Source organism: Desulfosalsimonas sp. (assembly GCF_046483245.1).
Taxonomy (GTDB): Bacteria; Desulfobacterota; Desulfobacteria; order Desulfobacterales; family Desulfosalsimonadaceae; genus Desulfosalsimonas.
In genome coordinates this window covers 1-12,261 of sequence record NZ_JAWODO010000160.1, presented here as the reverse complement: position 1 = coordinate 12,261, position 12,261 = coordinate 1, and the positions used below count along the sequence as shown (strand labels likewise).

Below are 12,261 nucleotides of genomic sequence, written 5' to 3'. Positions count from 1 at the left end.
GGGCAGTCATCCCGAAAATTAAATTGATTGGAAAACCGGACAAACGCAGCCGGTCAGGACTGCTTTTGCAGGACAACGATTTCCGCGAACAGATCCTCCGGAGGATTTTCCCAGTAAATCTGAATATTCTGGCTGCGTTCAATGTAACGCCAGAGTCCGTCGGAGCGATCAATCCGGAAATACTGGGAATCCGGCCGTCTGGGCAGACCCGGCGGCGGGATTTTGGTCTGCTCCAGGGCAATACCCGGCAGTGCCCTTGAAATCAGTGTCGGCATATGATCCACGGAGCAGATCTTGACAATATTGGCAAGGGCTTTTTTCAGGGCCGATTCCTGTGTTTTGCTGCGGATCACCAGGTAAAATTCGTTTCTCCGGTCAAGGGCTTCGGGCGGAATTTCACCCCTGAAGCCGATATCGTCTCTTTCCAGCCGGATAATGTGTTCCGGACCGATGATGATGTCGTTTAACAACTCGGTGATCAGGGTGGTGGCATCGGAAAAACAGCGGGTTAAATCGCTGTGGTCGTATGCGGGCATCAACTTGACATCATTGGCGGTCTCGCCCAGGGCATTGATCCGGTCTGAAAAGGAGCTTAGCTCTCCGACGATCTGCCGGAAAAGGGCGTATACCTGCCAGGGATGTACATTTGGTGCCTCAAGCAGGTGAAACAGGGAAGGTGCATACCGGTTCAAAGACCGCAGGGCCAGCAGATAGACCATGTATTCGGTGTCAAAGCTTGAGGTCTGAATCTCCTTGGGGCTTTTGTATTCCTGGAGCTGGCGGCAGCGGGAGGCGATCTGGTCCCGGACCGATTTGATCATTTTAAAAAGGCTGTCTGAGCCGGTCACTGAAAGACACGGCGGCACGAACTGTCCGGACACCAGAATGTCTTCGCCTTCCCGCCAGAGCTGGGCAATGGGAATGAGCATGTAATCGTTTAAGTCCGTGATTTCATTTTCCCAGAAAATCCGCAGCAGAAACTGAAGCGTTGGAACGCTTGCCCGGGGCCCGGCCGTGTAGAGGTCGCCCACCTCCCCGGCCTCCCTGAAGGTCACCAGCCGGGCCGCAGCACTGCCGACCTCATCGGTGTTGTTTAAAACCGCTGCGTTGGCTGTGTTGGGGTCGAGTTTTCGCAGGCCCAGATATACCGTAAACGGCTTGTCCGCCTCCACCCAGGCATGGTCAAAGGACCTGGACTGAAGCAGGCTGTTGCCGGGAAATTCCACCCAGGTACCGTCCGGGAAAATCAGATCCGTCCGGTTGATTTCGAGGGTCTGGTTTTTGAGTGCATCCTTGTTGATCCGGTTTTCGATAACGCCCCAGAAATACGGGGTGAGTTGTTCTTTCAGGGGAAGCAGCAAAGACTGCTGGTATTGATCGAACTGCTGGAAATGATGGGGCTGTAAAAACAGGCCCTGATGCCAGTATAACGGACTTTTTGACTTCATGAAGCGTCCCTGCTTGTATGCATCTGGTTGGCGTCAAGTTCGATATTGATATGCAGATCTGCGGGTTCAACACTGATCTTTTTTCTGATCAGCCCTTCTTTGGTTCGTTTGACGGGTATGCGCAGAGCCGCACTGCAAAATTCCGGCCGGCTGTTGAAATAACCGGCCACCAGCCCGATCCAGCGGGCGTCTTTGACCCGGTCAAGGGTCAGGGTCTTTTTTGTGCCCGGGGAAACCACAAATCGCTGGAGTTCTTCGAGGTTTTTCAATGAAACGGTTTTTCGCTCGTCCGGGTCATAGAGGTTTAACAGGCGTTTGATGCCGTCGGGGCTTTGAATGTAATTTTTGAAATCTGAGGCTTCGTTTAGCTGGTAGACCATCAGGATCATGGTGTGGGGGGAATTGTTGTATTCGTTGAGGTCCGGGGAGGCCTGGTAAGTGATTTGAACCGCGCCGGCCTTGAAATCCCAGTTGACCTCCGGGGGCGGGTCGGTCTTTTTGGCCCCGCATGCAACACAAAGCATCAGCAGGCCCGCCAGAAGAAGGCAGTAGCCCCGAAAGCCGGCGGGTAGATACTTATGACAAGAATAACTGTCCATCAAAGCCCATTTTATACGATTGTGTAACCCGAATTTCAGGTTGTTTCAGTGTCCGCAAATGCGTCATAAAAAAGCCTTGGTATCATTTTTCTGCTGCTGGGTTCACATCCTGCAGCAAGCACCGGATATTTTGTCAGTCACCGGAAACAGCTGCGCAAAAATTTCATAGTACCTTTTGTTTGTAAAGAGCAATTTTGTTTTACACCCACAAAAACGGGTCTACAAAATCGTATCGGCCGGATGAACAAAATATTTAGTAAAATTTTTCATCCCTGCTCCGGCTCTGGTTTGTATCGCAGCAAAAGCAGCGTTAGATCATCGGACTGGGTGGCACCTGCGGCAAACCGGGTTACTGCATCATGGATGGAATCCACACCCTGGCTCGCAGACAGCGCATTGATACCCCGGGCGGCCTTTATTAACCGTTGTTCTGAAAACAGTTCCTGCGCCGGGTTAAAGGCCTCGGTGATCCCGTCGGTGTAAATCAAAAGGGTATCGCCGGGATGCAGGGTCATGGTCTTTGAATGGTAATCAATACCCGGCATGGCGCCCATGACCAGGTCCCCTGTAGAGGCGACAAACTCCGGCTGCTGATCCCGGCGAATGATCAGCGGCGGGTTGTGGCCGGCATTGACATAACGGATTTCGCCGCTGGCAATGTTCATTACCCCGCAAAACAGGGTCACAAACATGTTGGAGGTGTTGTCTTCTGCCAACTGATTGTTGACTCGCTCAACGATTTTTGTCAGATCAGCGCCGGCGGCAGCATTGGCTTTAAACAGGGTCATGGTGATGATCATAAAAAGCGATGCCGGCACGCCCTTGTCCGAGACATCGCCGACCATGAAAAACAGCTCATTTTTGTTTTCATCCAGCAGGTAATAATCATAGAGGTCTCCGCCCACTTCCTTGGCCGGCACCAGTTTTGCGCACAAATCGATCTTGTCCAGATCCGGGAAAGCCGGATAAATGCGGGGCACGATGCTCATCTGGATCTCCCGGGCCCCCCGCAGTTCCCCTTCGATCATGTTTTTTTCAGAGCGGGTTTTGAGTTCAGAGATGAGATTGGTGACAATAAAGAAAAAAATACCCAGGCCCAGGGCGTTGGCAGCGATCATGGGGATGGTGATGGCCCGGACAATGGCAACGGCCTCGTCATAGGGACGGCTCAGCAAAAGCACCAGCCCCATGTGTAAAACCTCCATACCCGCGGCAAAGCCGGCCGCGGTATAGACAGAAGGGATCTTTTTTTTGCGCAGCAGAAATATGATCCCGCCCAGAAAGCCCGCGATAATCGTTGCCACAGTACAGGGAACCGCCGTGAATCCTCCCATGAAAAACCGGTGAAATCCGCCGATAAGCCCGGCTGCGACGCCAACCACCGGCCCGGCCAGAAGACCGGCAATGGCCGGGCCGAGATCGCGAATATTGGCGATGCCCCCCAGAATCTCCATGCCGCCGATGGTGCCGTAGATGGAAAACAGTCCGCATACCAGGATCAGGATAAGCCGGTTCTGCCGGGTAAAGCGCTGTTCTAAAATTTCATTGAAAAACCGGGTCCGGGTCAGAATGTAGGCAAAGACCATAATGACACAGACGTTCGGGAGAAGGGCGGTGATCAGATCAATCATACGGATATGCCTTTTTGCCGCAGAAGATTAATGTTTGGCCGAAAGCCTGCTTTTTAAATAATCGCCGACCCGGAAGATCTGTGTGAGGCTGATGGCTACCACTGTGGACAATGTCAGCGAGGAGCTGAACATCGGCTTGAGCCAGGCCGGGATATAGTTGTAAAGGTCCGGCAGAATATCGGCGCTTAAGCCGAAGATAATGGCGGCTCCGATGACGAAAATTTTTTGGGTATCCATTTCCACGGTCAGCAAAATCTGAATGCCGGCGGTGATCATATAGCATGTGACAAAAATCAAAACCGCGCCCATCACCGGTTTTGGCATCACCGAGAAAACCGCGGTGATTTTGGGCAGGCAGGCAAAGGCCACAAACAGGCCGCCGGCAAAGAGCCCGATTTTCCGGCTGGTGGTGCCCGTAGCCGCAGAAACCCCGATATTGCTCGAACTGGTGCTGATGCCCACGCCGCCCAGTATACCCGCAAGCGTGGTGCCGATACCGCCGGCCAGAAGCCCGTTGCTGATGCCGGTCATATCCGGTTGTTTCCATTGATCATCGCTGATTTTCTGGCAGGTGATCATATCACCGATGGCTTTCAGGCTCGTGCACAACGCAGCAATGATAAAGGGAAAAATCAGGTTTGGATCAAACTGCCAGCCGTATTCCGGAAGGCCCGGCAGCTTGAAACTCCTGGCGGCAGTCACCTTGTTGATGTCATAGATTGTCATTACGTCCGCTGTATAGGCCACCAGATAACCCATGATCAGCCCGATGAATACGCAATAGACCCGAACCCTGCCGGTGCCCCAGACACTGAGGCCCATCATGACCGCCAGGGTCACGGCCCCGACCATGATATCCGGAATTTCGTATAGGGCCTCGGCGGTTTTGATCCCCATGAAGTTGGCCACGCCAAGGGGGATGAGTGCAATGCCCACCATCATGACCACAACCCCGGTCACCTCTGCGGGGAAAAGAAACCGCAGCCGCTTTACCAGGCGTGAAAATAAAGATTCAAACATACCGGAAATGACAAACATGCCCGCCATCATGGCCACCCCCCCGGCCCAGGCCGCCTGCATGGAAGCGGCAAAATAGGGCACCCCGGCCAGGTAGGGGCAGAGATGGCCCATCCCGATCCGTCCCCGGAGGCTTTGGAGCATGGTGGTTATCCCGATGGCGATCATGGTCATGCTCACCACCCGCTGGATTTCCAGCTGGGAGCCTCCGATTTCACCGATCACCACAACCGGCAGGATCAGGGTGCTGGACATGACAAAGGTATGCTGGATTCCGGAAAGCAGGCAGATCAAAAAAGACGGGCTGTCATCCCGCCCGTATATCAGATAGCTCGGTTTGGCCATGGATTACCTCATCCAGATGGGCTTTGGCGGAAAAAAGTCCGCAGCCACAATGTAGCGTTCGCCGTTGACGGTTACTGTCCGCAGATAGGCCAGTTTTTTTGAAGGGTTGACATCACCCGGCCTGGGCCGCCGGTAGGAGACCCAGGCGCTTTTTTTTCCCTTGATGCGGCTGATCATTTTTCTGATAATGTCGTATTTGAGCAGGTTTCGGCCTTCAAGATAGGGAAACGCGGGATCCACCACCGCCGTGCCGTCATCTTTAAACACAAGGATATAGGAATCCCGGAAGGAAAACGGGCCGGCATCGCTGCGGAACGCATCAAATGCCGCTTGTTTTTTCTCCCGGATCAGTTCAACCGCATCATCGACCATCTCGATGATAAACTCTTTTTCCGTGCGGATATTGTAAACACCGGAGCCGACAAAAACCTCCCGCCCGTCGGGCATGACCGCTTTTCGGGCATATCCGCTTTTCCAGGTGGGAATAAATTCCCCGGGCCGGGTCCACATATAATGCACCCAGCCGCCGCCGTTTTCCGCCTTTTCACTGAGAAGCCGGATCAGCGGGCGGCCGTTGACATCTTTCATGTCATAAAGATCCTGGCCCACCAGTTGTTCCTGCACGGGATGAAAAATATTGACGCCTTTCATGGTATAGATAAACAGGTAGATCTCTCCCTGAAACCACCGGGAATCCTTTTGCGCAAACGCGTCAAAGGCCTTATCCCCCTTTTCTTCAAGGACCCCGGCCGCGTTGTTGACCATGGAAACGACCCGTTTTGTCCGCTTGTAATAGTAGGTGGTCTCGTCTGTATCCTCGGCGGCTGCGGAAATTTCGGGCAGGACAAGCAGCAAGGCGAGCAGCGGCAACATAAAGAATATCTTTGATATTGCAGATAGCTGCCAAAGCCCGGGCTTTTTTGAAGCCATCAGGCCGGCTTGCGGGAAAAGGCTTTTGATTAGCATGAACTGCTCATGGCCGGAGTATCCTGATGCAGATAAATTTTCTGTTAAAAGCAATCCAAAGACCGCAAGGGCTCTTTGTTGCCTTTATCAATTCTGATGGCACCGTAAAAAGTCTCAAATCGGAGATAACCGCCAACCAATAAACAAATAACTTATTGATTTTACTTAACACTTAATCACTTAAAACTTAACACTGCCTGTAAAAAAGACTTTTTACAGGCTCATCAATTCTATGCCGGAAAAATGCTCTGAGAGCCGCATTTATCAACTGCTGATACGATATTCAATCATTTTTCAACAGGCGCAGCCGTTTCCGGGCAAAGTTTGCTGAAACAGACGGGGTTGTGTTTGTCAAACAGGGCTGTGACTGACTGTAAATCAGGCATACAACTATCCGGAATCAGATGCGGTCCGGGGCTTGGTATTGGCCCCGGGCCGCATCCCATGCATGCGGGAAAGCAACTCCTTACGGGGTAGCCGTTACTTCAGCAGGCTGACGTAGCGTGCCACCTGGACGTCTTTTTTCCATGCCGGCCATTTATCGGCACGATTGGTGTTTTTCCGCTCAGTTTGCCAAAACCGGCGGATTTTTCGGATACGGTTTCTGCGGAATCCCATTTTTCCCCCTCCTTGTGTTTGATTTTTTCCGGCAGGGTTCACAAGATCAGGGTTTTTTGCCTTTTTCTTGCCCTGCTTTCTATAGCCAAAGGTTTGTAACCTTATGCTCTCATTGGGCTTTTTGCCCTGCCTGAATCCTTTTTTCAATATTTTTTTATTCATATCGTCAATTTCAAAATATTATTTAGAAATATTTTGTAAAGTAATGATTGACAGCCTGTCTATCCTTTTTTTTCAAAAGTGTAATAAACCGTGTACCTGGCCAGAAGCTCGTTTATTTTTTCCCTGATTGTCTCCATGTCAGTGCCGGTTCATAAACTCCTTTTCAGTATACTTTATTGGCATATTTTCATTACAAAATAATGATGCGGCTACAGATTGTATAGTTTAACTGTTTGCGAACCGGCGGTTTTGCCGGCTCAAATTTTAATCCTCAAAATACGTCGAGTATTCCTGCGGTTAAAATTTTCGCCGTCCTGGACCTTAACGAAAAATCCTGGTTTTCGTTCGGGCACTATCTTAATATCGACTCATATTTCTCCAAAAATGCGGCACTTTGCTGCATGCGGATACAAGATTACATGCCTGCTGCAGGGTGCCGCATGGCGCTGCAGAATTCCCCGCATCCCTTTGATGCCCCGTCAACTCCGGGGCAAGCCTTATTGCTGGCACAATCCTGGTGGATAATGCATCACATGCGCCGCGCTGCCCGAAATTGCCAGGGCCCATTCCTTCGTTTGTTTTACGATGATTATTCTATTTTTTCAGTACGTTAAAATAAACGAAAAGAAATGCGGAAATCAGATGGATTGGCATCCTTCTTGCCCTTTTATATGTCAAAAATCAACTTTCATTTCAAACACAAAGGAGGTGCCCCATGAAGAGGAAAACACAGAGCCGCCATTCCGCAAGGACTCCGGCGGTATTTGATATGAGCAGCGATATCTGCGTATGGAGCAAGGCCGGCGTAATCAAGCCGACCCGGTGTATCAATGCATTTGATTGCCTGAGCTGCCCGCTGCATAGGCGTCTGAAAAAAGACGTGGCCAGCGGCAGGTTAACCGACGGCCGCGCCCCTGTTGACTGGTGGGTTTTTCCGGATCGGTTCCGCACGGAAGCCGAAGAGATGAAATGCCGCCATATGCTCTCTGGAAGGGTTTCTTATAAGTACTGCATCAACAATTACCAATGCGATAACTGTTCCTACAATCAAATGATAGAGGATGAGGCGCTGGCGGATCTCGAGGATCATTCGGTGCAGAAAATCATCAGCGGGTTTGCCTTGGCTGAGAATTATTACTACCATCCCGGCCACACATGGGCCCGGGTGGAATACGGCGGATTTGTCCGCATGGGTCTTGATGATTTTTCCGCCCGTGTGTTCGGCCCGTTTGATCAGATAGTGCTGCCGGGCATGGGAACGGCGATCCGCCAGGGAGAGATTTGCTGCGAGGTGATTCGCGGCAGCCTGCGGGCCGAATGCCTGTGCCCGATAGAAGGCATGGTGGTAGCGGTAAATCCCAGGGCCTCGGAAAAAGACTCGTTTCCGGATTGGTCGCCTTTTGATGCCGGCTGGCTGATGGTAATGGAGCCGGTTCATCTTACCAGCCGCCTGCGAAAGCTCCATTTCGGCGAGGAAAGCAGCATCTGGCTGGAACAGGAAGTATCTGCGCTGGCGGCAATGATCACAGAGGAAACCGGACATGCGCTGGCAGCTACCGGCGGCCGGGCTGTGCCCGACATCTACGGCCACCTCCCGGAACTGGACTGGAATGAACTGAAACATAAGTTTCTGCGCACCTGATCCGGATGCAGGCCGGTTTGCTCTGCAAAGCAGGGCTTTATGTCCGAACCCGCCGTCTGCGGTTCAGGTCGCATTCCGGGCAGAATGCCATGGACAGCGCATCGAGAGATTCGAGTTCCAGGGAAAAGCACATGATGCATCCTTGCTTGCGGCAATGGGTCATGCCGATGACATGGGCTGTTTCGTGAACAGCCACCTTGGCCAGCCGCTGGAGAAAAAGTGCGGAAGGTGCGGTTTTTCCGTCCGAACCGCGTCTGAGCCGATGCAGGGAAAGCACGGCGGCTTTTCCGTTAATCTGAGCCTCACCGTAGACGAAACTCAAAAAGGGCAGGCACAGATCGGCGCTTATGATTCCCAGGCGCAGGGTATCGTCTTCTATATCGCGGCTTAAATCCTTTAGAATCGGGATGGCATTATATTGGTCCCGCCCCGGCAAAAACGCATAATCCGGATCCGGCCACGGCGGGACCGCCCTGGCCATAAGTCCCAGAATCGCCTGAATGTTGGCAGCGGCAACAGAAACAGTCAGTTGGTCCACTCGCCCCAGGGCAGCGACCTCCACGCGGCGCTGCTTGGAAAGCTGCTTTACTTCGCGCCCGGATCTGTGCTCCACAGGAACCTGCCACACGGTGTATTTCGAGTTATCGGGGTTTGACAATTCCGTGTTTCTTCATATGCCGGGCTAGGGTGCCGCGGTCGATTTCCAGAACTTCGGCGGCCCGGGTGATGTTCCATTCGCAGTCTTCCAGGGTCTGGCGAATATGCTTTGCCTCGACCTCCCTCAAAGATGCCCCCGGGCTCTGTACTGCCGGCTTGGACCCCAGAAAAGAAAGGTCCGGGGCATCGATTTTCGGTCCGCGGCCCACCATGACCGCCCGCTCAATAACGTTCATGAGTTCCCGGACATTGCCGGTCCAGTTGTGGCGGTTTAACAGGCGGTAAGCGGCCGGGGTGAAATCCTCGACAGGCCTTCCGATCTCGTGGGAAAACCGCTTCAGGAACCGGCGGGCCAGCAGGATGATATCATCCCCGCGTTCGCGCAACGGGGGGATATGCATGGGCATCACGCTGATGCGATAAAAAAAGTCGCTTCGCATTTGACCGCTTTTCAGCAAGGCCTGCATGTCCCGGTGGGTGGCGCAGATGAGCCGAAAGTCGCTTTTTACCTCCCGGCTTCCGCCGACCCGGAGAAAGGATTTTTCGTCCAGCGCCCGCAGCAGGCTCACCTGCATCTGGGTCGATATTTCCCCCACCTCGTCGAGAAAAAGGGTGCCTTGGTCCGCCATTTCCAGGCGGCCGACCCGGGCCTTCACAGCGTCGGTGAAAGCGCCCCGTTCATGTCCGAACAACTCGCTTTCCAGCAGTTGTTCCGGAACCGCCCCGCAATTGATGGCGACAAAGGGACGCGAAGCGCGGCTGCTGCACGAATGGATCCCACGGGCAACCAGTTCCTTGCCGGTGCCGGTTTCCCCTGTAATCAGCACGGGCACGTCCGTCCGGGCCACTTCCTCGATCTGGTGAAACAGGGACTGCATCGGCTCAGAGCATCCGATCAGGTCCCCGAATTCCTTGTTTTCATATGCTGCGAGCCGATCCCGGGCCAGTCGGTATTCATCGGCCATTTCTTTTTCTTTTGCCAGTTTTTCGATTAGCTGGATTAAGTCCCTTGGGTTAAAAGGCTTGCGCAGATAATCACTGGCCCCCTCCTTCATGGCGGTTATCGCGGATTCAATGGATCCGTATGCCGTGATCATGACGATAATCGCATCCGGATGGTGCTGCCGGATTTCCCGGAGAAGCTCGTGCCCGTCCATGCCCGGCATTTTAATGTCCAGCAGCACAAGATCACAGGGCTCCCGGGACAGCAAGGACAAAGCATCAAGACCGTTTTGGGCCAAAGAGACACTGTATCCGCTTTTCTCCAGCCATGCAGCCATGGATTCCCGCATGGCCTCTTCATCGTCGACAACCAGGATTTTGAGGTCATTCATTGCCTTTCCCCCCGGCGGGTTCGTTCTGCGCTGCAGGAAGGGTGATTTCAAAAGTTGTGCCCCGTCCTTCGTCGGAGTTCACTGTAATTTCCCCCTTGTGTTTCCGGATAATGCCGTAGACCATGGAAAGGCCCATGCCGACACCCGAACTTTCACTCTTGGTGGTAAAAAAGGGCTCATAGATATGGGGCAGATCCCGGGAGGAAATACCCGCGCCCTGGTCCGTGATTTGGCACCAGATTCGCTCGCTCGCCGGATCAAGCCCTGCGCTGATGGTCAGCTGTCCGCCGTTGGGCATGGCCTCAATGGCATTGAAAACCAGATTGAGCAGGCACTGCTCGATCTGATTGTAATCCGCTCGCAGGTAAAGGGCGGATTCCTGACATTTCCAGTCCAGGCTGATTTTGGATAGTTCCATGGTGTGTCCAAGCAGGTTGATCACCCGTTCCATGATTTCACACAAATCAATAATTTTCGGTTCCATGGGCTGCTGCCGGGCAAAGGAAAGCAGGTTGCTTACAATTTTTCCGCATCGTTGAGCTTCGCGCAGGCTCAGATCCAGGTATTTGATCAGTTTTTCCATTTGCGCGGGATCCGGCGGGCCTTCCTTGAGCGTTTCCGATACCAGCATCGTGAAATTGATGATGGAACTGATGGGGTTATTGATCTCATGGGCAACTGAGGCCACCATCTTTCCCAGGGCCACCAGCTTGTCTTCATACACAAGCTGGGCCAGGTTTTCCTTGAGCACCCGGGTTCGCTGTTCAAATTTTTTATTGAGATCTTCGGTGATGTCCCGGATGATTTCCACCACCTCCACCACATCCCCTGCCCGGTTAAACAGGGGATATGTTGAAATATCGCAATAGGTGGAATGTCCATCTGCGCTGCGGTGCTCGTGCATGGCATGTGCTGCCTGGCCTGTTTCCAGGGTCTCCTGCATGGGGCAGGGCGCATCCGGGCCGGTGCAGGGAGTGACCCGCTGATGGGATATTTGGAAGCAGTATTGGCCCAGGGCTTCTTCCCGGGTCAAGCCGGCATTCTGAAGGGCCGCTTCATTGATCCAGACAATGCGGAAATCCCTGTCCAGCACAATCACGCCCACAATCGTTGCCTGGGCGATTGCCCGGGCAAATGCCTGGGCCCGGGAAATTTCATCGGCCTGCTGGTCGATCTGCCGTGCAGCGCCGAGTACCTTTTCGACAATTTCTTGGAACAGGCGCGAACCCGCGTGGGGAAACACGCTGATGCCGGAGGGCGCAAAATCCATGAGTTGCTGGGTGACCGCCGGGCTGCCGGTAAGATTGATGATCAGGTCCAGATTCGGGATTTGAAACAAGCGGTGAAAGTCGGAGGTCGTGAATATACCGGATGTTTCCGCATGCCGGTAGCCGGCCGCGTCAGGGTTCGTATCCGCCACTCCCACGATTTTAACCTTCAGGTCCTTTAACGCGTCGGACTGGAGCATATGCAGAAGCGAAAGACAGCGTCGGCCGCCGCCGACAATGGCCATCGACAGGTGGGGCCGGTTTGGGTCCGGCGTGGAAGGGGTGGGCGAAATCATTTTTCCCTCCGGGCGAAGGAACGCTTATTTAATTGAATTTAAGTCAAAATTTAATTGGCCTGTCAATTCTTTTAATTCGTGCCAAAAGTAAAAACAGAAAAAAGCCCTGATTATAAAGGATCTGAAAATTGACCGGCAATTGCTTCGAAAATGAACAAAAAGAAAATCCGGCTATTTTATAATTATAAACATGAAAAAGCATAGGGTCATCCGGTAGATGCCGGGATAGACTGAAATTCCTACAATGTTGATCGAAGCCTCAAGCACATTGGTCGGAC

The 12,261-nt window shown here is 52.9% G+C and carries 10 protein-coding genes; 1 reads left to right on the top strand and 9 read right to left on the bottom strand.

The window, feature by feature from the left end; genetic code table 11:
* Positions 1 to 53 precede the first annotated feature (53 nt).
* The 6 genes from tssK to R6U41_RS13825 form a co-directional block, all read right to left on the bottom strand.
* Positions 54 to 1,448 (bottom strand): type VI secretion system baseplate subunit TssK, encoded by a 1,395-nt coding sequence (gene tssK / locus R6U41_RS13850; protein WP_410270437.1) that lies wholly within the window; start codon positions 1,446 to 1,448, stop codon positions 54 to 56.
* Positions 1,445 to 2,047, bottom strand: a complete 603-nt coding sequence (gene tssJ / locus R6U41_RS13845) for a type VI secretion system lipoprotein TssJ (RefSeq protein WP_410270436.1) — start codon at positions 2,045 to 2,047, stop codon at positions 1,445 to 1,447. Before tssJ ends, tssK begins: the two co-directional genes overlap by 4 nt.
* 266 nt (positions 2,048 to 2,313) lie before the next feature.
* Positions 2,314 to 3,678, bottom strand: a complete 1,365-nt coding sequence (locus R6U41_RS13840; protein ID WP_410270435.1) for a PP2C family protein-serine/threonine phosphatase — start codon at positions 3,676 to 3,678, stop codon at positions 2,314 to 2,316.
* A gap of 27 nt (positions 3,679 to 3,705) precedes the next feature.
* A complete protein-coding gene (locus tag R6U41_RS13835; protein WP_410270434.1) occupies positions 3,706 to 5,040 on the bottom strand; it encodes a uracil-xanthine permease family protein in 1,335 nt (444 codons plus the stop codon).
* Between the two features lie 3 nt (positions 5,041 to 5,043).
* On the bottom strand, positions 5,044 to 5,913 hold the full coding sequence (locus R6U41_RS13830; RefSeq protein ID WP_410270433.1) for a cache domain-containing protein: 870 nt from the start codon (positions 5,911 to 5,913) through the stop codon (positions 5,044 to 5,046).
* A gap of 573 nt (positions 5,914 to 6,486) precedes the next feature.
* Positions 6,487 to 6,624 carry a hypothetical protein gene (locus R6U41_RS13825; protein WP_410270432.1) on the bottom strand — a complete coding sequence of 46 codons (138 nt, stop codon included), beginning with the start codon at positions 6,622 to 6,624 and terminating at the stop codon, positions 6,487 to 6,489.
* Between the two features lie 877 nt (positions 6,625 to 7,501).
* Between R6U41_RS13825 and R6U41_RS13820 the strand changes: the two genes are divergently transcribed.
* Complete coding sequence (locus R6U41_RS13820) at positions 7,502 to 8,428, top strand: glycine cleavage system protein H (protein ID WP_410270431.1); 927 nt, start codon at positions 7,502 to 7,504, stop codon at positions 8,426 to 8,428.
* Between the two features lie 37 nt (positions 8,429 to 8,465).
* Here R6U41_RS13820 and R6U41_RS13815 read toward each other — a convergent pair whose 3' ends face one another.
* Genes R6U41_RS13815 through R6U41_RS13805 form a run of 3 tightly spaced genes read right to left on the bottom strand, consistent with a single transcriptional unit; the run spans position 8,466 to position 11,983 of the window.
* Positions 8,466 to 9,086: a hypothetical protein gene (locus tag R6U41_RS13815; RefSeq protein ID WP_410270430.1), complete on the bottom strand. Its 621-nt coding sequence runs from the start codon at positions 9,084 to 9,086 to the stop codon at positions 8,466 to 8,468.
* Positions 9,070 to 10,419 carry a sigma-54-dependent transcriptional regulator gene (locus tag R6U41_RS13810; protein WP_410270429.1) on the bottom strand — a complete coding sequence of 450 codons (1,350 nt, stop codon included), beginning with the start codon at positions 10,417 to 10,419 and terminating at the stop codon, positions 9,070 to 9,072. Before R6U41_RS13810 ends, R6U41_RS13815 begins: the two co-directional genes overlap by 17 nt.
* Complete coding sequence (locus tag R6U41_RS13805) at positions 10,412 to 11,983, bottom strand: ATP-binding protein (protein ID WP_410270428.1); 1,572 nt, start codon at positions 11,981 to 11,983, stop codon at positions 10,412 to 10,414. The genes R6U41_RS13810 and R6U41_RS13805 overlap by 8 nt, the downstream gene beginning before the upstream one ends.
* Positions 11,984 to 12,261: the final 278 nt, after the last annotated feature.

Bases quoted from the DNA above. Each gene is read 5' to 3' on its own strand.
- R6U41_RS13835 (WP_410270434.1), bottom strand. From the start codon at position 5,040: ATGGCCAAACCGAGCTATCTGATATACGGGCGGGATGACAGCCCGTCT.
- R6U41_RS13825 (WP_410270432.1), bottom strand. From the start codon at position 6,624: ATGGGATTCCGCAGAAACCGTATCCGAAAAATCCGCCGGTTTTGGCAA.
- R6U41_RS13805 (WP_410270428.1), bottom strand. From the start codon at position 11,983: ATGATTTCGCCCACCCCTTCCACGCCGGACCCAAACCGGCCCCACCTG.
- R6U41_RS13830 (WP_410270433.1), bottom strand. From the start codon at position 5,913: ATGTTGCCGCTGCTCGCCTTGCTGCTTGTCCTGCCCGAAATTTCCGCA.
- tssJ (WP_410270436.1), bottom strand. From the start codon at position 2,047: ATGGACAGTTATTCTTGTCATAAGTATCTACCCGCCGGCTTTCGGGGC.
- R6U41_RS13840 (WP_410270435.1), bottom strand. From the start codon at position 3,678: ATGATTGATCTGATCACCGCCCTTCTCCCGAACGTCTGTGTCATTATG.
- R6U41_RS13820 (WP_410270431.1), top strand. From the start codon at position 7,502: ATGAAGAGGAAAACACAGAGCCGCCATTCCGCAAGGACTCCGGCGGTA.
- tssK (WP_410270437.1), bottom strand. From the start codon at position 1,448: ATGAAGTCAAAAAGTCCGTTATACTGGCATCAGGGCCTGTTTTTACAG.
- R6U41_RS13810 (WP_410270429.1), bottom strand. From the start codon at position 10,419: ATGAATGACCTCAAAATCCTGGTTGTCGACGATGAAGAGGCCATGCGG.